Here is a 19,368-nt window from a genome sequence, read left to right as displayed (position 1 = left end):
GATTCGACGATTACTTCTTGTCTTTCACTTCTTCGAACTCGGCGTCGACCACATTGCCGTCGTCCTTCTTGCCGGCTTCGGCCTGCTCGGCGCCGCCTTGGGCGCCGGCTTCGGCCTGAGCCTGGGCGTACATGATCTCGCCCAGCTTCTGGCTGGCCTTGGCCAGTTCTTCGGACTTGGCTTCGATGGCGTCCTTGTCGTCGCCCTTCACCACTTCCTCGGCTTCCTTCAGCGCGGACTCGATCTTGGCCTTTTCATCGGCGCCGATCTTGTCGCCGTGCTCGCCCAGCGATTTCTTGATGCTGTGGATCAGGCCTTCGGCGTGGTTGCGCGCGGTCACCAGCTCATGCAGCTTCTTGTCTTCCTCGGCGTTGGCCTCGGCGTCCTTCACCATGCGCTCGATCTCGGCCTCGGACAGGCCGGAAGACGCCTGGATGGTGATGTTGGCCTGCTTGCCGGTGGCCTTGTCCTTGGCGGACACGTGCAGAATGCCGTTGGCGTCGATGTTGAACTCCACCTCGATCTGCGGGATGCCGCGCGGCGCCGGCGGGATGTCGCCCAGATTGAACTGGCCCAGCGACTTGTTGGCGGCGGCCTTCTCGCGCTCGCCCTGCAGCACGTGGATGGTCACCGCGGTTTGATTGTCGTCGGCGGTGGAGAACACTTGCGACGCCTTGGTCGGAATCGTGGTGTTCTTCTGGATCAGCTTGGTCATCACGCCGCCCAAGGTTTCAATGCCCAGCGACAGCGGGGTCACGTCCAGCAGCAGCACGTCCTTGCGGTCGCCGGACAGCACGGAACCCTGAATGGCTGCGCCCACCGCCACGGCTTCGTCCGGGTTCACGTCCTTGCGCGGCTCCTTGCCGAAGAACTCCTTCACCGCATCCTGCACCTTCGGCATGCGGGTCTGGCCGCCGACCAGGATCACGTCGGTGATGTCGGACAGCGACACGCCGGCGTCCTTCAGGGCCACGCGGCACGGCTCGATGGAGCGGGTGATCAGGTCGTCAACCAGGCTTTCGAACTTGGCGCGGGTGATCTTCATGGCCAAGTGCTTCGGACCGGTGGCGTCCATGGTGATGTACGGCAGGTTCACTTCGGTCTGGGTGGCGCTGGACAGCTCGATCTTGGCCTTTTCAGCGGCTTCCTTCAGACGTTGCAGCGCCATCACGTCCTGCTTCAGGTCGACGCCTTGTTCCTTCTTGAACTCGGTCACGATGTAGTCGATCAGGCGCTGGTCGAAGTCTTCGCCGCCCAGGAAGGTGTCGCCGTTGGTCGACAGCACTTCGAACTGGTGCTCGCCGTCCACGTCGGCGATTTCAATGATGGACACGTCGAAGGTGCCGCCGCCCAGGTCGTACACCGCGATCTTGCGGTCGCCTTCCTGTTTGGCCAGGCCGAAGGCCAGCGCGGCCGCGGTCGGCTCGTTGATGATGCGCTTGACTTCCAGGCCGGCGATGCGGCCGGCGTCCTTGGTGGCCTGGCGCTGGCTGTCGTTGAAGTAGGCCGGCACGGTGATCACGGCTTCGGTCACTTCCTCGCCCAGGTAGTCTTCAGCGGCCTTCTTCATCTTGCGCAGCACTTCGGCGGAGATTTGCGGCGGCGCCAGTTCCTGGTCGCGCACCTTGACCCAGGCGTCGCCGTTCTTGGCCTTCATGATTTCGAAAGGCATCAGGTCGATGTCTTTCTGCACTTCCTTGTCTTCGAAGCGGCGGCCGATCAGACGCTTGGCGGCGTAGATGGTGTTCTTCGGATTGGTGACCGCCTGGCGCTTGGCCGGCGCGCCCACCAGGATCTCGCCGTCTTCGACGTAGGCGATGATGGACGGGGTGGTGCGGTTGCCTTCGGCGTTCTCGATCACCTTCGGGTTGCCGCCCTCGATCACTGCTACGCAGGAGTTGGTGGTGCCCAGGTCGATACCGATGATTTTACCCATGATTCAATTCCTTTCTTCGATCCGTTTCGGCTTCGGCTGCGTCACTCGCGATAGCCGGAACCTGTTGTCTCAATAAATATTGGCTATGCCGATCTTTTCAAGAGGCCGGCATGCGCCTTTTTTATGCTTTGGCCTTGGCCACCACCACCATGGCCGGACGCAGCACGCGGTCAGCCAGCAGATAGCCCTTCTGCATCACGCGCAGCACAGTGTTCGGTTCGGCGTCGGACTCTTCCGCGCTCATGGCCTGATGCTGGTGCGGGTCCAGCTTGTCGCCCACCTTGGGCGCGATGTCCTTGATCTGGGCCTTGTCGAAGGCGGACACCAGCTGCTTCAGCGTCATGTCCACGCCCATCTTCAAGGTGTCGATCTGCCCGCTCTGGTCCAGCAGCGCCATTTCCAGATAGTCTTTCACCGTCACCAACTCTGCCGCGAATTTGCCAATGGCGTATTTGTGCGCGGCCGCCACTTCGTCCTGGGCGCGGCGGCGCTGGTTTTCCAGCTCGGCGCGGGCGCGCAGCAGGGTGTCGTTCAGCTCGGCGATTTCGGCTTCCAGCCCGGCGATATGCTGCTCGGGGGTCTGCTCCAGCTCGGTATGCGCCTCATGCGCAGCATCGGTCACTTCGTTTTCTACGGCTTCTGCCGCCGGATTCTGATTTTCTTGCATGACGTTTCCTTGGAATTGCACCGGCTAAATTGATGTCCAGACCAAAGGTAGGGCCTTTTGCAGCGATTTCAAGCCCTAGCCGACGCATCTGATCGCGAAGATGGAAAACGAAGATACGCAAATTTCAACCGCCGATTTTTCGCATTGGCAACATTTCTGGCCGATGAAGATTCGTTTTTGTGAATGGCTTGTTAGCTTATGAAAACACAAGAATTTTATCTGTGCTGCACCGCACACAAGAGATTTTTTTTGTGCTTATAATGGCCCCACACCAAGGAAGAAACCGTTGCGGACGGCGCAAAATCGCCGATGCACGCGGACCAGAAAATCATGCCGATCCGGCCTGGTTTGACAAAAATCCGGAACACCGGATGCGCTTAAACGCTATTTGAGGATGCCGGGTCCGCCCGGCGAGCAGAGAAACGTATCGAGAAGGGTTCTAACATGACGACTCGCGAACAACGCATTGCAGCCATCCAAAAAGACTGGGACGAAAACCCGCGCTGGAAGGGCATCAAGCGTGGCTATACCGCCGCCGACGTCGAACGCCTGCGCGGCTCGCTGCACGTGGAACACACGCTGGCCCGCCACGGCGCGGAAAAGCTGTGGAAACTGGTCAACACCGAGCCTTACATCAACTGTCTGGGCGCGCTGACCGGCGGCCAGGCGATGCAGCAGGTGAAGGCCGGCGTCAAAGCCATCTATCTGTCCGGCTGGCAAGTCGCCGCCGACAACAACGAATACTCGGCCATGTATCCGGACCAGTCGCTGTATCCGGTGGATTCCGTGCCCAAGGTGGTGGAACGCATCAACAACGCCTTCACCCGCGCCGACGAAATCCAGCATGCCAAGGGCCTGGAAAAAGGCGACAAGGGCTATGTCGACTACTTCGCGCCCATCGTCGCCGATGCGGAAGCCGGCTTCGGCGGCGTCCTGAACGCCTATGAGCTGATGAAGTCCATGATCCGCGCCGGCGCCGCCGGCGTGCACTTCGAGGACCAGCTGGCCTCGGTGAAGAAATGCGGCCACATGGGCGGCAAGGTGCTGGTGCCGACGCAGGAAGCGATCCAGAAGCTGATCGCCGCCCGCCTGGCGGCCGACGTCTACGGCGTGCCCACCCTGGTGATCGCCCGCACCGACGCAGAGGCGGCCGACCTCTTGACCAGCGACGTCGATCCCAACGACGAGCCGTTCCTGACCGGCGAGCGCACCGCCGAAGGCTTCTACAAGACCAAAAAAGGCTTGGAGCAAGCCATCAGCCGCGCCGTGGCCTATGCCGACTACGCCGACCTGGTATGGTGCGAAACCGGCACCCCGGACCTGGAGTTCGCCCGCAAGTTCGCGGAAGCGGTCCATGCCAAGCATCCGGGCAAACTGCTGGCCTACAACTGCTCGCCGTCGTTCAACTGGAAGAAGAACCTGGACGACGCCACCATCGCCAAGTTCCAGCGCGAGCTGGGCGCCATGGGCTACAAGTACCAGTTCATCACCCTGGCCGGCATCCACAGCATGTGGTTCAACATGTACGACCTGGCGCAGGACTACGTGGCGCGCGGCATGTCCGCCTACGTGGAGAAAGTGCAGGAGCCGGAATTCGCCGCGCGCGACCGCGGCTACACCTTCGTATCCCACCAGCAGGAAGTGGGCACCGGCTACTTCGACGACGTGACCACCGTCATCCAGGGCGGTGCCTCCAGCGTCACCGCGCTGACCGGCTCCACCGAAGAAGAGCAGTTCCACTAAGCCGTCACAAGCGGCAAGCAAACGCCCGCATACCCTGCGGGCAGTGCCGCCCCGCCACTCGGCCGGGCGGCATTTTCGCGTCATTGACCTGGAGCAGCCTATGGATTTCGCCACCACCGATCTTTGCGACGCTTTCGAAAATGAAGTTCGTGTTTTGGACCCGATTTTCCAGTCATACGGCGGCCATGCCCGTTTCCACGGCCGGATCGTCACTTTGAAGCTGTTCGAGGACAACAGCCTAGTGCGCGCCACGCTGGGCGAAGATGGGCGCGGCAAAGTGCTGGTGGTGGACGGGGGCGGCTCGCGCCGCTGCGCGCTGCTGGGCGACCAGTTGGGGGAGCTGGCGGTGAAAAATGGCTGGGCCGGACTGGTGATAGACGGCTGCGTCCGCGACAGCGCGGCGCTAGGCAAGTTGCCGCTGGGGGTGAAAGCGCTGGCGACGCACCCGCGCAAATCGGTGAAGCTAAGCAGCGGCCAGAAGGATCTGCCAATACGCGTGGCAGGCTGCGAACTACATCCAGGCGACTGGCTGTACGCCGACGAGGACGGCGTGATCGTCAGCGCGCGGGAACTGGCTACAGGCTAGCCGCCGCTGCGCTGATGCACGGGCAAGGCGCTCTGCGCGCTGGCGGTGCCCCACTCCACCCTTTGCTCCCACCAGGTATGGTGCTCCGGCACCAAGGCCTCCGGGCTGTCCAGCGACGCAGCGGTGACGTCGATCTCCTCCGGATCGGACTCGTGAAAATAAGTCAGCGTGGAGCCGCAGTGCGGGCAAAAGCCGCGCGACACTGCCGCGGAAGAGTGGTATTGCACCGGCTTTTCGCCGCGCCACTCCAGTTCGTGCACCCGCACCGTGAACCAGGTGACAAAAGCCGCGCCGCTGGCGCGGCGGCAGCTGCGGCAATGGCAATGCGTCACATGGTAGGGCATGCCGCGTAATCGGTATCTGACCGCACCGCATAAACAGCCTCCGGTCAATCCCACCACCATGTCGCCCCCCCCTCTTCCCGCGCTCATTCGTTGCGATTGCGCCGGCCAGCGGCCGGCCTAGAGCCTATCGGCCTCTCCAGCCGGCGCCGGCAGAAAAGGATCGATAAGAGAACCTTACGCTTTCACTATGCCGCAGCCATGCTGCAAGTGCAAAAAAATTGCGCCGTCCAGCTGCCGGGACGGCGCATTGCAGCCTGGACGCGTCACATTTTCGTCAAAAAACCTCCGACTCAAAGTCATGAATGGCATGCGCGGCCAGGTTGAACATCTCCGAAGCCTTGATTTCGTCGCGCGGCAAACCCAGATCGCCAGCCTGATAGGCCATGGCCAGGGTTTGCAGCGCGGCGGGCATTTCCAGCTTGGCGGAGCGCTCGTACCAGTCTAGCGCCCGCTTGGCGTCGGCCGGGACGCCTATCCCTTCCTGATAGGCGATGCCCAGCTGGAACATCGCCTCGGCGCTGCCGTGGGCGGCGGCCTGCTCGAACCATTGCTTCGCCGCCATCACGTCGCCCGCATCCTTGGCGCGCAGTCCCAGGACGCAGGCGGCGTCCGCCTGCTGTCTTTCCGCCGCGACGTGCAGCCAGTGATTGGACTGGGCGCGGCTAGGTTTCACGCCCAAGCCTTTGGCGTACAATTTAGCCAGCCGGAACGCAGCCAAGCCGTCGCCCCACTCCGCGGCGCGCTGAAACCACGGCGCGGCCTGAGACCAGGCTTGCGGCGTGCCGCTCGCTGCGTACGCCTCGGCCAGGCTGCGCGCCGCAGCCGGGTCATGCTGGTTTGCCCAATGATTGAGCCGAGCCCAGGCGGCGCCGTCGCTGGCGTATATCGCCTGCTGCTTGGCCGCGTCCAGCTCCGCCTGGCTAGGGCGTCCCGCGCACCCGCACAGCGCTAGGCAGAACGCCGCCGCCGCGATCCATATTATCTTCTGCATATGCGTGACGGGGACGGCGCAAGCCGCCCCCTCTCCGTGCCTTACTTGCTCAGGTCCAGCAGATAATCGCCGGTGCCGTCGCCGTTGTCGCTTCCGCCGCTCAAGCCTTTCAGACCGGCCAATTGCGCCAGCGGCAATTGGCCCGCGATGCTCCTGAAACGCACCGGCGCCGCCGTGCTGACCTTGACGAAGCTCCACGGCTGCGTCGAGCCATACTGGGTGCGCGTCAAATTGCCGTTGGCCTTGATGTAGGCGATCAACACATCGCGGTTGGCGTCCGGGGACTGGATGATGGTCTTGGTGCCGTCAATGCCGGGGAAATTGCCGCCGCCGCTGGCGCGGTAATTGTTGGTGGCCACCACGAACTGCTGGGCAGGATCGACCGGCGCGCCGTTATAGCTCAGCCCGACGATGCGGCTGCCCACCGGCTTGGTCACGTCGATCTGATACTGCACGCCGTACATGACGTCAAAATTGAACACCTGGAAGTTGGGGTTGATCAGGTCCTGCGTGGCCGCCGCCGTCGGGTCGATAGTGTTGAACATCTGCGCCGATCGCTCCAGCCAGTTTTTCAGGTCTGCGCCAGTCACTTTCACCGCTTGCACCGTGTTCGGGTACAGATACAGGTCGGCCGCGTTATTGATGGCGATCGATCCCTGCTTCACATCGGTGAAATCGCTGGAGCCGTTGCGTCCGGCCTTGAACGGCGCCGATACCGACAACACCGGCAGCGAGGCGTGTTGCGGCAGGTTGGCCTTGATGTACTTAGACACATAATCCTGCTGCGCCATGTTGACGACTTGGATCGCGCTGACATCCCCCAGCAAGGCGAAGTAGGTATTCATTTCGAAATCGGTGCTGCCGACCGGCGTCTTAACGTAGTTGATGGTGCCTTGATGCTCGGCGGCGACCAGTTGTCCCACATTCGGATCGGCCGGCACATATGTTCCATCGGCATTCTTGATCGAACGGGTTTCCACCGCGCTCTTGTCGTTCTGCACCACCCATTTGCCGCCGGTGAACTTCAGCGTCAGGTGGATCAGGCCCAAGCGATTGCCCCAGTTGCCGCCCATCACGGTGGGCACGCCGTTGACCAGACCCTTGGTATTGTCCACGCCCTGCATATTGTTGAACTGCGAGCTGGCGGAACCGGGATTGGGGAAGATGTCGTGCGAGTGGCCGATCAGCAGCGCGTCGATGCCGGTCTTGGTCAAGTGCCAGCTGCCGTTTTCCATGGTCGGGCTGTAGCTGGACGGGTCTAGGCCGCCGTGCGACAGCGCCACCACCAGATCGGCCCCTTGCTGGCGCATTTTCGGGATGTAGGTATTGGCGGTTTCCAGCAGGCCAGCGGTAATGACCTTGCCCTGCAGGTTCTTCTTGTCCCAATCCATGATGGTGGGCGGGGTGAAGCCGATCACGCCGATATTCAACGGCACCTGGATGCTGGAGCCATCCGGCGCCGTGCCGGTGAAGGTTCGTTTCAACAGCGTATAGGGCTGGAAGATCGGCTTGCCGTCGGCCAGATTATTCACATTCGCCAGCACTTGCGGATAGGACGGCGCGCCGCATCCGGCAGGCTTGCCGATATCCGCCATGCGAAAATCGGTATTCGTCACCTGCGACAAAAATGGCAGGCCGTAATTGAATTCATGGTTGCCGATGGTGCCGGCATCGTACTTCAGGTAATTCATCACCTTATGCACGGCCAGCGTGCTGGCGCACTTCACCGGATTGACCACTGCCTGATAATCGCCCAACGCGGTTCCTTGAATCAAATCGCCGTCGTCCAGCAGCAGGTTATTTGGATATTGGGCACGTGCCTGTTGAATCAGCGTGGCCGCGCGCTCCAGGCCAAATGAGGGATTCGCGGCCAGCTTGTAATAATCATAGCTGAGCAAATTCTGATGAATATCAGTCGTTTCCAGCAAAGTCACATCGACCTTGCTGCCCTCTGCCGGCTGATTGTTGGGCGTGCTGGAACAGCCAGCCAATACTGTCAGCGCAATTGCTGACAGCGCAAGATGCTTCATCGTCATCACAGTGCCTTTCTTTATTATGCGGCATAAAGCGCCGTCGGCATTTTATTCTCGTTCAAGCGTTTGAAATATAATACAAAATGAATTTTGCATTACCAAAAGGTTAAATCGTGAAAAATACCAAATCGCACTGTGCGATTGACTGACAATTACTGCCGATTCCCGTGATCGGCGAAGCTATATCAAAAAAAATGCCGCCCATTGGGCGGCATGTATTCGATATAAACGGCTGCGTATTTAAGCCGGCTGCGTCGGCGTCGCGCCTTTAATTTCAGTAAGCTGGTTATTGCCGTCGACAAACACCAGCTTAGGCGAATGGTTTTTCAGCTCGGCGTCTTCGTATTGCGCGAAGGAGGCGATGATCAGCAGATCGCCCGGCGCGGCGCGGCGAGCGGCCGAGCCATTGACCGAGATCACGCCGGAGCCGCGCTCCGCCTTGATCGCGTAGGTGGCGAAACGCTCGCCGTTGGTGACGTTCCAGATCTGCACTTCTTCGTATTCGAGAATGTCCGCCGCTTCCAGCAGATTCTCGTCGATGGCGCAGGAGCCGATGTAATGCAGCTCGGCATGCGTGGTGGTCACCCGATGAAGCTTGGACTTGAGCATATTGCGTTGCATGACAGCTTTCCTTCTTGTTCCGGATTCAGCGGAACACTTCGATATTGTCGATCAGACGGGTCTTGCCCAGGCGCGCGGCGGCCAACACCACCAGGCGCTTCTCGCCGGCATGGGCGATTTCCAGCGTGTCGGCCTGGCGCACTTCCACATAATCCACTACCCAGCCGGCGGCGCTCAGATCGTCGCGGGCAGTCTTTTCCAGCGCGGCGTAGTCATGGCTGCCGGCCAGCAGTCCGTCGCGGATGGCGCACAGATTGCGATACAGGCGCGGCGCTTCGGCGCGCTCCTCGGCGGACAGATAGCCGTTGCGCGAGGACAAGGCCAGGCCGTCGTCGGCGCGGCCGGTATCGACCGGCACGATGGCGATCGGCGAGTTCAGATCGTCCACCATGGCCTGGATCACATGCAGCTGCTGGTAGTCCTTCTTGCCGAAACAGGCAACGTCCGGCTGCACGATATTGAACAGCTTGGTCACCACCGTGGCCACGCCGCGGAAGTGCCCCGGGCGGAAAGCGCCGCACAGCTCGTTCTGGATATGCGGCGGCTCCACGTTGAAATCCTGCTTGACGCGCGGATACAGTTCGCGCTCGTCCGGGAAGAACAGCGCGTCCACGCCGGCGGCGCGCAGTTTCTCGCAATCGGATTCAAAGGTGCGCGGATACGCGTCGAAATCCTCGCCCTGGCCGAACTGCAGCCGGTTGACGAAGATGCTGACCACGACTTTGTCGGCTTGCTCGCGCGCGGCCTTGACCAGTTTCAAATGCCCTTCGTGCAGATTGCCCATGGTGGGCACAAAGGCCAGCTTGCCGGCCTGTTTGCGCCAGGCGCGCATGTCGGCCACGCTACGGATGATTTCCATCGCTTATTGTCTCCCGGGCTCAGTAGGTATGCTCAGCGGACGGGAAGGTCTTGTCCTTCACCGCCTTGATATAGGCTTGGACAGCGCCCTGGATGCTGCCCGCCTCTTCCATGAAGTTCTTGACGAACTTCGCCTTCTTGCCCGGATACACGCCCAGCATGTCATGCAGCACCAGCACCTGGCCGGAAGTATCCACGCCGGCGCCGATGCCTATGGTCGGCACATTGACGGATTCGGTGATTTCCTTGGCCAGCGCGGCCGGCACGCACTCCATCACGATCAGGCTGGCGCCGGCCTCGGCCAGCGCCTTGGCGTCATTGAGGACACGCTGGCCATCATCGCCTCGGCCCTGCACTCGGTAGCCGCCGAAGGCGTTGACGAACTGCGGGGTCAGGCCGATGTGGGAGCACACCGGCACGCCGCGCTCCACCAGGAAGCGGGTGGTTTCGACCATATAGGCGCCGCCTTCCAGCTTCACCATATGCGCGCCGGCCTGCAGCAGGCGCGCCGCGTGGGCGAAGGCTTGCTGCGGACTTTGCTGATAGGCGCCGAAAGTCATGTCGCCCAGGATCAGCGCATTCTTGGCGCCGCGCGCCACGCAGCGGATGTGATAGGCCATCTCGTCCTCGCTGACCGGCAGCGTGGAATCGATGCCCTGCATCACCGGGCCGAGCGAATCGCCAACCAGCAGAATTTCCACGCCGGCCTCGTCCAGCAGGCTGGCGAAGCTGGCGTCGTAGCAGGTCAGCATGGTGATTTTCTGGCCTTCAGCCGCCAGCTTGTGCAAGGTATTGACGGTTATTTTCATTTCTCGACTTCCTCGTGTTCCATCGCGGCGCCGCGCGGGACGAACCCGGTCAGACGCTCTTGTTGAAATAACTGCGCTGGCCGCGCATTTCCGCAATGCAGCGGATCAATAACTCGAAGTCCTCGTCGCCGTCCACCAGATTCAGATGATCGGTGTTGACGATCAGCAGCGGCGCGGCCTCGTACTGATGGAAAAATTCGTTATAACCGGCGTGGACGCGCTTGAGGTAGCCCTCGGGGAAGTTCACCTCGTAGTCGATGGCGCGCGCCGCCACGCGCTGCAGCAGCGTCTCCTCGGACGCCTGCAGATAAATCACCAGATCCGGCACCGGATATTCCGGCAGCGCCAGCCTGGCCAGGCGGCGATACAGCGCCAGCTCATGTTCGTCCAGGTTCATCCGCGCGAACAGATCGTCTTTTTCGAACAGGAAGTCCGACACCAGCGGCGCGGCCATCAAGTCGCCTTGCAGCATGTCGCGCGCGATGTCGGCGCGCTGCGTCAGGAAGCTCAGCTGGGTGGACAGCGCATGGGCCGGCATATTGCGGTAAAAGCGCGGCAAAAACGGATTGGCGGCAGGATCTTCCGCCTTCAGCTGCACGCCCCAGTAGGCGGACAGCCGCTTGGCCAGCGAGGACTTGCCGGAGCCTATCGGCCCCTCCACCACCACATATCGCAGTTGACTCATGTTTTTCCTGTTCTTGAGCGGGTTCAGCCAGCCTCGTCCAGCTTTTCAATGCCCTGGCCGCTCAAGGCGGCGGCCAGGGCGGAAACATCGCCCACGCCGGACAGAATCTCGCCGGATGCGATCTCGGCCAGCGGCACCATCACGAAGGCGCGGTCGCGCATGCGAGGATGCGGCAGCGTCAGGCTTGCATCGGAGGAAACCACGCCATCGTAGTACAGCAGGTCAAGGTCCAGCACCCTGGGCGCATTGCGAAAACTGCGCTGGCGGCCGAAGCGCTGTTCGATGGCGAACAGCGCCTCCAGCAAATCAGCCGGCGACAGCTGGGTATCCAGCGCCGCCACGGCATTGATGAAATCGGGTTGGTCCGCATAGCCGACCGGCGCGGTGCGGTACAGCGAAGAGTGGCGCAACAAGGCGCTGCCGGGCAAATGGCCGAGGGCCGCGAGCGCGGCCCTCACCTGCTGGTCCGGCTGCTCCAGGTTGCTGCCCAGAGCGACATAGGCCAGCGTCACTCTGCTCCCCCCTCGCTGGCGCCCTCGCTGCGCCGGCGGCCGCCGCTGCGGCGGCGGCGGCGCTTCTTGGCCGGCTCTTCGCCGCCGCTTTCCTTGGCCTCGGCGATCAGACGCTCGCACTCTGCGCCGTCGGCGCGCTGGAAGCGTTCCCACCATTCCACTAGCTCGCGCGGCACTTCTCCGGCTTCGCTGCGCAGTGCAAGGAAGTCATAGGCGGCGCGGAAGCGCGGCTGCTCCAGGAAGCGATAAGGCCGGCTGCCGGTGCGGTTGTCGAAGCGCGCCTGCAAGGTCCAGATTTCGCGCATGGTGACGCTGAAACGGCGCGGGATGGCAAAGTCGTTGTCCTGTTCCGCCTCGATGTCGGCGATGGCGGACATCAGCGCCGGCAAGCTCTTCTCGCCCGCCGCGATGCGCTTTTGCCAGCCCTGGTTCACCTGGCGCCACAGCAAGGTGGCCAGCAGGAAGCCGACGGAGATGGGTTTGTCGGCGCGCAACCGCGCATCGGTGCTGTCCAGGCTCAGGCGCAGGAAAGGATCGTCGCCGGCCTTGTCGTCCATCACCGCGTCCAGCAGAGGGAACACGCCGCGCGCCAGGCCTTCCTCGCGCAGCTTCTTCAGGCAGGCATAGGCATGGCCGGACATCAGCAACTTCAGCAGTTCGTCGAACAGTCGGGCCGGCGGCTCCTTCTTCAGCAGATGGGCGTGGGCGCGGATGGGCTTCTTGGTGGCGTCGTCGATCTCGAAACCCAGCTTGGCTGCCAGGCGCACCGCGCGCAGCATGCGCACAGGATCTTCCTGATAGCGGCGCGCCGGCTGGCCTATCATGACCAGTTTCTTGGCGTGCAGATCCTTGACGCCGTGGTGGTAGTCGATGACGGTTTCGTCGGACGGATCATAGAACAGCGCGTTGACGGTGAAGTCGCGGCGGTGCGCGTCTTCTTCCTGGCTGCCGAAACTGTTGTCGGCCATGATGCGGCCGGTTTCATTGGTATCGTCGACGCTGCCGCCGCGGAAGGTGGTCACCTCTATGGTTTCCGGCCCCATCATCACATGGACGATGCGGAAGCGGCGGCCGATGATGCGTGAGCGGCGGAACAGGTGATGCACCTGCTCCGGCGTGGCGTTGGTCGCCACGTCGAAATCCTTGGGCGACACGCCCAGCATCAGGTCGCGCACCGCGCCGCCCACCACGTAGGCGGAGTAGCCCGCCTCTTGCAGGCGGCTGGTCACGCGCAGGGCGGCGGAACTCAACTGGTCGCGGCGGATGCCGTGCTGCGGCAGCGGATAGACGCGGAGCTTGCCGCGGCGCTTGGCCATGCCGGCCGGCAATTCCAGAACTTTTCGGATTAGCTTGCGGATCATGTGGAAGATTGTGACTTGGAATGCTGGATTCGCAAGAATTAGGATTCAAGGCCGCGATTATAGCCCGAATCTTTACGGAAAATACACATCGCCCCCGCCCCCTCGCGCAACTTGTTCCGGAACCGGCTGTCCCGGCGGTCTTTTCATTATGGTTCAGCCAGATAGCCGGCCAGGCAAGTTTGCAAATGCTCGCGCAGCGCCACCACCGCCGGCGACAGCATCAAGCGGTGCGGCGTCACCAGATACAGCGGCGCCGGCTCCGTGAGACAATCCGGCAACAAGGCCTGCAAAGCGCCCGAACGCAAGTCCGCCAGCACGTCCAATCTGGACTTGTAAGCGATGCCGCGCCCCGCCGCCGCCCAGCGCCGCACGATCTCGCCGTCGTCGCTCATCCAACGTCCGCTCACCGCCACCATCTGCCGCTCGCCATCGCGCTCGAAACTCCAGCGCTCGTGCACCGCCTCGCCCAGCACCAGGCGCAGACAATGGTGTCCGCGCAAATCCTGCGGCGCATGCGGCGCGCCGTGCCGGGCCAGGTAGTCCGGCGACGCGCACAACACGCGGCGGTTGTCCGGCGCCAGCGGCAGGGCCACCAGGCTGGAGTCATCCGGCACGCCGTAACGCACCGCCACATCCACTGGCTGGCGGTACAGATCCGCCACCCGGTCGCTGACGCGCAGCTGCAGGCTGAGGCCCGGATGCCGCGCCAGAAAATCATCCAGCCACGGCCTCAGCAGATTGCGCCCCAGGTCGGACGGCATGGACAGGGACAGGCTGCCGGCCAGCGCCTGCCTGTCCTGCGCCAATGCCAGGCTGCCCGCCTGCACCGCATCCAGCGCGGCGCGGGCGTGAATCAGATAACGCTCGCCGGCCAGCGTCAGCCTCAGGCTGCGGGTGGAGCGGGCCAACAGTTGCGCCCCGACTTCCGCCTCCAGCCGTTTCAGCGCGGCGCTGGCCACGGCCGGGCTCAGGTCCAGCTGGCGCGCCGCCGCCGACAAGCTGCCAAGATCCGCCGCGCGGATGAAAACCTGCAAATCGTCCAATCGGATCATTTTATCAATTTTATTTTGAAACTGATTCCCATAATAGCTGGATTTTCCCCAAATCAAATAGCAATACCATGCGGTCACTGATTCTCGTCACCGCAACAAAGGAAATGCCATGAAAGCCATCGCCTATTACCAGAACCTGCCGATCGACCACACCGAAGCCTTGCTGGACGTCGAACTGCCCGAGCCCATCATCGGCGAACACGACCTGCTGGTCGAAGTGAAGGCCATCTCGGTCAACCCGGTGGATGTGAAAGTCCGCGCCAATATGGCGCCGGCAGCCGGCCAGCCCCGCGTGCTGGGCTGGGACGCCGCCGGCGTGGTACGCGCCGTCGGCAGCAAGGTCAGCCTGTTCCAGCCGGGCGACCGCGTCTGGTACGCCGGCGCCTTGCAGCGCCCCGGCGCCAACAGCGAGCTGCACGCGGTGGACGAGCGCATCGTCGGCAAGATGCCGGACAGCCTGGACTTCGAAACCGCCGCCGCCCTGCCGCTGACCGCCATCACCGCCTGGGAGCTGCTGTTCGACCGTCTGCAAGTGCTGGCCAATGGCCAACCGGCCGGCAAGAAGCTGCTGATCGTCGGCGCCGCCGGCGGCGTCGGCTCCATCCTGGTCCAACTGGCGCGCCAACTGACCGGCCTCACCGTGATCGGCACCGCCTCGCGCCCGGAAACCAAGGCCTGGGTCAAGGAGCTGGGCGCCCACCATGTCATCGACCACCGCCAGCCGCTGAGCCAGGAACTGAAGCGCATCGGCATCGAGCACGTCGATTACGTGGCCAGCCTGAACCAGACCGAGCAGCACTTCGCCGAGATCGTCGAATCGCTGGCGCCGCAGGGCAAGCTCGCGCTGATCGACGATCCCGTCGCGCTGGACGTCCGCGCGCTAAAGGCGAAGAGCCTCTCGCTGCACTGGGAGTTCATGTACACCCGCTCGATGTTCGCCACCGACGACCAAATCGCCCAGCACACGCTGCTGACCGAACTGGCCCGCCTGGTGGACGCCGGCATCGTGAAAAGCACGGTGGCCGAACGCTTCGGCGCCATCAATGCCGCCAACCTGAAACGCGCCCACGCCCTGCTGGAAAGCAACACCGCCAAGGGCAAGATCGTGCTGTCGGGTTTCTAGCCCCATCGCATCGACGTCATCGGCCGCCCGGCGCGGCCTTTTCATCGAGCAGAAAGCGAACATGCGAACCCATCTAACCCTGATCACCATAGACCTATCCTTCCACGCAGCCAGCGCCGGCGTGGTGGCCGCCGTCTTGCAAAAACACGGCGTCAGCGTCAGCGAATGGCGCGTGCCGCACGAACGCGCCTTCGAGCTGTTGGCCAGCGGCCAGGGCGACCTGCTTTGCAGCGCCTGGCTGCCCGGCAGCCACGGCGCCTACCTGGCGCCCATCGAGCATGAAGTGGAAAAACTGACCGTGCTGTACACCCCCTACGCCCTGTGGGGCGTGCCAGACTACGTGCCGCCTGAGGCCGTCTCCACGCTGGCGGACCTGCGAAAAACCGAAGTCGCGGCGCGCATGGTCAAGATCATCCAGGGCATCAATCCCGGCGCCGGCATCAGCCGCTTCTCGCTGGAGATCATGGCGCGCTACAGGCTGGAACAGGCCGGTTACACCTTCCGGCACGGCAACCTGGACGACTGCGTCGCCGCCTTCGAACAGGCGGTCGCCCGCCGCGACTGGACCGTGGTGCCGCTGTGGCAGCCGCAGTTTCTGCATTGGTCCCACCGCATCCGCGAACTGGCCGACCCGGAAGGCCTGCTGCGCGGCCGCGATGAAGCCACGCTGTTGATACGCAAGGATGCGCTGGCCAGGCTGCCGCAGGCCGCCGCGGCCGAGCTGCGCGGCCTGCGGCTGGGCAATCAAGCCCTGACCTATCTGGATCACCTGGTCGCGCGCCAGGGCCTTGACCCGCTGGCCGCGGCCAGCAGGCTGCCGGCCTGACGCCATCTCCCCCCGCCGCAACCGCAACATTCAACAAAACGACATTTCCATACCCCTACCCTCAACCCAGTAGACATGCGGCGCAAATCCATAGAGCATAGCAACTTCATCCCCTGACCCGCCCCGCGCACCGCCGCAGGGGAAGACATTCAGGAAGCCGACGCCGGGCACGCCCGGCGAGTCGGCTTTCCGCACATCCAGGAGCATGCCGTGCATTCCAAACCGCATCCAAACCGCTACCGTCCGCCGCTGCGGCAAGCCGTCGTCGGGCTGGCCGTGGCGCTGGCCCTGGCGGGCTGCGCTGTCGGGCCCGATTTCAAGACGCCCGTCCTGCCCAAGGCCGCAGACGCGCCGTATACCGAAACCGCCCTGCCAACCGAAACCGTCAACGCCCATGGCGACCACGTCGGCCCAGCCGGCGTCGGCCAACGCCTGGTGAACGGGCAGGACCTGCCGGCCGAGTGGTGGAAGCTGTTCCGCTCCGAACCGCTGGACCAACTGATCCGCGCCGCGCTGGAGCACAATCCGACGCTGGACGCCGCCCAGGCCGCGCTGCGCCAGGCGCAGGAAAACTACAACGCCGCGGCCGGTGCCACCTACTATCCGAGCGTCAACGCGCAGCTGGGCGGCGGCCGCCAGCGCGCCATCCTCAGCGGATCGACGCCCAACGAATTCAACGTCTACAGCGGCACCATAGGCGTGTCCTACACCCTGGACCTGTTCGGCGGCGAACGCCGACAGCTGGAAAGCCTGATGGCGGCCGCGGACTACCAGCGCTTCCAGACCGAGGCGGCCTATCAGACGCTGATCGGCAACGTGGTCACCACCGCGGTGCAGGAAGCGGCGCTGCGCGGCCAACTGGAAGCCACCCGCGAGTTGCTGAAGGCCCAGGAGACGCAGCTGCGCATTGCCGAGAAACAAGTCGAGCTGGGCGCGCATCCGCGCGCGGCGGCGCTGACCCAGGGCACGCTGGTGGCGCAAACCCGCGCCCAATTGCCGCCGCTGGAAAAGGCGCTGGCGCAAACCCGCCACCAGTTGGCCGTGCTGGCCGGACGCTTCCCCGGCGAGGGCGGCCTGCCCGAGTTCCATCTCGACACGCTGCGCCTGCCGACCGAGCTGCCCGTTTCCCTGCCGTCCGAATTGGCGCGCCAGCGGCCGGACATCCGCGCCAGCGAAGCCCTGCTGCATCAGGCCTCCGCGCAAGTCGGCGTCGCCACAGCCAACCAGTATCCGCAGATCACCCTGAGCGGCAATTACGGCACCCAGCACACGGTGCTGCCTGCCATGGACATCGGCAACACGCTGTGGGGCGTCACCGCCGGCCTGACCCAGCCGCTGTTCAACGGCGGCGCGCTCAGCGCCAAGCGCCGCGCCGCCGAGGCGGCCTACCAGCAGGCCGAGGCGCAATACCGCGCCACGGTCCTGAAGGCCTTCCAGAATGTGGCCGACAGCCTGCGCGCCATCGATGCCGACGCGCTGGCGCTGAAAGCGCAGACCGACGCCGAAGCCAAGGCGCGCGAATCGCTGGAGGTGAACACCCGGCAATACAAGCTAGGCGGCATCAGCTACCTGGCGCTGCTGGATGCGCAACGCAGCTATCAGCAGGCGCGCATCGGCCTGATCCAGGCCCAGGCGGCGCGTTACGCCGACACCGCCGCACTGTTCCTGGCGCTGGGCGGCGGCTGGTGGAACCACCCGGCGGCCGCCGGGCAGGCAAGCGGCTGAGCAGCAAGACAAGGCTCGCGCCGCGGCGCGGGAACACGGAATCCGAATCGCCATTGAAAGAAGAAGACAAATCATGACCAAGCGAATGTTGATCATGTTGGGCGGCGTAGCGCTGCTGATTGTGGTGCTGGGCGTGGGCTTTTTCCTGCACATCCAGAAGCTGATCGCCAGCTCGCCCAAACCGGGCCCGCAGACGGTATCCACCACCGTAGCCAAGACCGCGGAATGGCAGCCGCAGCTCAGCTCCGTCGGCACCCTCACCGCCGTGCACGGTGTGGACATCAGCAGCGAAGTGGCCGGCCAGGTGCGCAGCCTGCACTTCAAGTCCGGCCAGGACGTCAAGGCCGGCGACGTGCTGGTGCAATTGAACGCCGACTCCGACCAGGCGCAGCTGCGCTCCTTGCAGGCCGCCGCCGAACTGGCCGCCACCACGCTGAAGCGCGACCGCGCCCAGCTGGCGATCGAAGGCGTCAGCCAGGCGCAAGTGGACGCCGACATGGCCGACTTGAAGAGCAAGACCGCGCTGGTGGCGCAACAAGCCGCGCTGGTGGCCAAGAAAACCATACGCGCGCCGTTCTCCGGCCGCCTGGGCATCACCACCGTCAATCCGGGGCAATACCTGAATCCGGGCGACAAGATCGTCACGCTGCAAACCATCGACCCGGTGTATGTCGACTTCAACCTGCCGCAACGCCAGATCGGCAAGGTGCGCGTGGGCCAGCCGGTCAAGGTCAAGAGCGACGCCTTTGGCGATGAAGTCTTCCATGGCAAGATCAACGCCATCAACCCAAAGATCGATCCCGCCACGCGCAATGTTCAGATCGAGGCCACCATCGCCAACCCCAAGCACAAGCTGCTGCCTGGCATGTTCGCCAACACCACCATCGAAGTGGGCAGCAAGCAAAAGCACCTGACGCTGCCGCAGACCGCCATTACCTATAACCCGTACGGCTCTACCGTGTTCATCGTCAAACAGGGCAAAAACGGCCTAGAAGCCCAACAAGCCTTCGTCACCACCGGCGATACCCGCGGCGATCAGGTGGCGATCACCGCCGGTCTGAAGGAAGGCCAGGAAGTGGTCACCAGCGGCCAGCTGAAGCTGAAGACCGGCACACCGGTCACCGTCAACAACTCGGTGCAGCCGGCCAACAGCCCGAACCCGACGCCGCAAGAACACTGAGGCTCGCCATGAACTTTACCGATATCTTCATCAAGCGGCCGGTGCTGGCCACCACGGTCAGCCTGCTGATCGTGGTGCTCGGCCTGCGCTCGCTGTTCGGCCTGCCGATCAACCAATACCCGCAAACGCAAAACGCGGTGGTGACCATCTCCACCGCCTATTACGGCGCGGATGCCAAGACGGTGGCGGGCTTCATTACCCAGCCGCTGGAATCGGCCATCGCCCAGGCGCAGGGCATTGATTACCTTTCTTCCACCAGCTCCAGCGGGGTATCCACCATCACTGCCACGCTGCGGCTGAACTACGACGCCAACCG

The 19,368-nt window shown here is 63.4% G+C and carries 19 protein-coding genes; 7 read left to right on the top strand and 12 right to left on the bottom strand.

The window, feature by feature from the left end; translation table 11 throughout:
- Nucleotides 1–10: 10 nt before the first annotated feature.
- Both dnaK and grpE read right to left on the bottom strand, forming a co-directional pair.
- Entirely contained in the window at nucleotides 11–1,936 is a 1,926-nt protein-coding gene (gene dnaK / locus BI343_RS08500; protein WP_071109382.1) for a molecular chaperone DnaK, read from the bottom strand.
- A gap of 121 nt (nucleotides 1,937–2,057) precedes the next feature.
- Nucleotides 2,058–2,603 carry a nucleotide exchange factor GrpE gene (grpE, locus tag BI343_RS08495; RefSeq protein ID WP_071109381.1) on the bottom strand — a complete coding sequence of 182 codons (546 nt, stop codon included), beginning with the start codon at nucleotides 2,601–2,603 and terminating at the stop codon, nucleotides 2,058–2,060.
- Between the two features lie 444 nt (nucleotides 2,604–3,047).
- Between grpE and aceA the strand changes: the two genes are divergently transcribed.
- Both aceA and rraA read left to right on the top strand, forming a co-directional pair.
- A complete protein-coding gene (gene aceA / locus BI343_RS08490) occupies nucleotides 3,048–4,346 on the top strand; it encodes an isocitrate lyase (RefSeq protein WP_043621300.1) in 1,299 nt (432 codons plus the stop codon).
- A gap of 100 nt (nucleotides 4,347–4,446) precedes the next feature.
- On the top strand, nucleotides 4,447–4,932 hold the full coding sequence (gene rraA, locus BI343_RS08485) for a ribonuclease E activity regulator RraA (RefSeq protein ID WP_071109380.1): 486 nt from the start codon (nucleotides 4,447–4,449) through the stop codon (nucleotides 4,930–4,932).
- Here the strand turns inward: rraA and BI343_RS08480 are convergent.
- The 10 genes from BI343_RS08480 to BI343_RS08435 all read right to left on the bottom strand — a co-directional run bounded on the left by BI343_RS08480 (nucleotide 4,929) and on the right by BI343_RS08435 (nucleotide 14,198).
- The gene (locus tag BI343_RS08480; RefSeq protein ID WP_043621308.1) at nucleotides 4,929–5,336 is read right to left on the bottom strand and encodes a GFA family protein; all 408 of its coding nucleotides are present in this window, start codon (nucleotides 5,334–5,336) and stop codon (nucleotides 4,929–4,931) included. The two genes, rraA and BI343_RS08480, sit on opposite strands and share 4 nt — an antisense overlap.
- A gap of 214 nt (nucleotides 5,337–5,550) precedes the next feature.
- Nucleotides 5,551–6,267 (bottom strand): tetratricopeptide repeat protein, encoded by a 717-nt coding sequence (locus BI343_RS08475; RefSeq protein ID WP_071109379.1) that lies wholly within the window; start codon nucleotides 6,265–6,267, stop codon nucleotides 5,551–5,553.
- Nucleotides 6,268–6,308: 41 nt separating this feature from the next.
- Complete coding sequence (locus tag BI343_RS08470; protein WP_071109378.1) at nucleotides 6,309–8,303, bottom strand: bifunctional 2',3'-cyclic-nucleotide 2'-phosphodiesterase/3'-nucleotidase; 1,995 nt, start codon at nucleotides 8,301–8,303, stop codon at nucleotides 6,309–6,311.
- A 237-nt stretch (nucleotides 8,304–8,540) separates the two neighbouring features.
- Complete coding sequence (gene panD / locus BI343_RS08465) at nucleotides 8,541–8,921, bottom strand: aspartate 1-decarboxylase (RefSeq protein WP_071109377.1); 381 nt, start codon at nucleotides 8,919–8,921, stop codon at nucleotides 8,541–8,543.
- A 25-nt stretch (nucleotides 8,922–8,946) separates the two neighbouring features.
- Nucleotides 8,947–9,780 (bottom strand): pantoate--beta-alanine ligase, encoded by an 834-nt coding sequence (gene panC / locus BI343_RS08460; RefSeq protein WP_043629690.1) that lies wholly within the window; start codon nucleotides 9,778–9,780, stop codon nucleotides 8,947–8,949.
- 19 nt (nucleotides 9,781–9,799) lie between these two features.
- Nucleotides 9,800–10,588 (bottom strand): 3-methyl-2-oxobutanoate hydroxymethyltransferase, encoded by a 789-nt coding sequence (panB, locus tag BI343_RS08455; RefSeq protein WP_071109376.1) that lies wholly within the window; start codon nucleotides 10,586–10,588, stop codon nucleotides 9,800–9,802.
- Between the two features lie 49 nt (nucleotides 10,589–10,637).
- Nucleotides 10,638–11,273 carry a deoxynucleoside kinase gene (locus BI343_RS08450; RefSeq protein WP_043629695.1) on the bottom strand — a complete coding sequence of 212 codons (636 nt, stop codon included), beginning with the start codon at nucleotides 11,271–11,273 and terminating at the stop codon, nucleotides 10,638–10,640.
- Nucleotides 11,274–11,296: 23 nt separating this feature from the next.
- Nucleotides 11,297–11,785, bottom strand: a complete 489-nt coding sequence (gene folK / locus BI343_RS08445; RefSeq protein ID WP_071109375.1) for a 2-amino-4-hydroxy-6-hydroxymethyldihydropteridine diphosphokinase — start codon at nucleotides 11,783–11,785, stop codon at nucleotides 11,297–11,299.
- The gene (gene pcnB / locus BI343_RS08440) at nucleotides 11,782–13,146 is read right to left on the bottom strand and encodes a polynucleotide adenylyltransferase PcnB (protein ID WP_043629701.1); all 1,365 of its coding nucleotides are present in this window, start codon (nucleotides 13,144–13,146) and stop codon (nucleotides 11,782–11,784) included. Before pcnB ends, folK begins: the two co-directional genes overlap by 4 nt.
- 146 nt (nucleotides 13,147–13,292) lie before the next feature.
- The gene (locus BI343_RS08435; RefSeq protein WP_071109374.1) at nucleotides 13,293–14,198 is read right to left on the bottom strand and encodes a LysR family transcriptional regulator; all 906 of its coding nucleotides are present in this window, start codon (nucleotides 14,196–14,198) and stop codon (nucleotides 13,293–13,295) included.
- A gap of 109 nt (nucleotides 14,199–14,307) precedes the next feature.
- Between BI343_RS08435 and BI343_RS08430 the strand changes: the two genes are divergently transcribed.
- The 5 genes from BI343_RS08430 to BI343_RS08410 form a co-directional block, all read left to right on the top strand.
- Nucleotides 14,308–15,321 (top strand): zinc-binding alcohol dehydrogenase family protein, encoded by a 1,014-nt coding sequence (locus BI343_RS08430; protein WP_071109373.1) that lies wholly within the window; start codon nucleotides 14,308–14,310, stop codon nucleotides 15,319–15,321.
- A gap of 61 nt (nucleotides 15,322–15,382) precedes the next feature.
- Nucleotides 15,383–16,147: a glycine betaine ABC transporter substrate-binding protein gene (locus tag BI343_RS08425; RefSeq protein WP_071109372.1), complete on the top strand. Its 765-nt coding sequence runs from the start codon at nucleotides 15,383–15,385 to the stop codon at nucleotides 16,145–16,147.
- A 210-nt stretch (nucleotides 16,148–16,357) separates the two neighbouring features.
- A complete protein-coding gene (locus BI343_RS08420; protein ID WP_071109371.1) occupies nucleotides 16,358–17,872 on the top strand; it encodes an efflux transporter outer membrane subunit in 1,515 nt (504 codons plus the stop codon).
- Nucleotides 17,873–17,945: 73 nt separating this feature from the next.
- On the top strand, nucleotides 17,946–19,052 hold the full coding sequence (locus tag BI343_RS08415; RefSeq protein ID WP_071109370.1) for an efflux RND transporter periplasmic adaptor subunit: 1,107 nt from the start codon (nucleotides 17,946–17,948) through the stop codon (nucleotides 19,050–19,052).
- Between the two features lie 8 nt (nucleotides 19,053–19,060).
- Nucleotides 19,061–19,368, top strand: a 308-nt coding sequence (locus BI343_RS08410; protein ID WP_211269400.1) for an efflux RND transporter permease subunit, incomplete at its 3' end; no start/stop codon positions are given.

It is taken from the genome of Chromobacterium amazonense, from assembly GCF_001855565.1.
Taxonomy (GTDB): Bacteria; Pseudomonadota; Gammaproteobacteria; order Burkholderiales; family Chromobacteriaceae; genus Chromobacterium; species Chromobacterium amazonense.
Note: the sequence above shows the minus strand (reverse complement) of the source record. Positions and strands in the feature narration are given on the sequence as shown.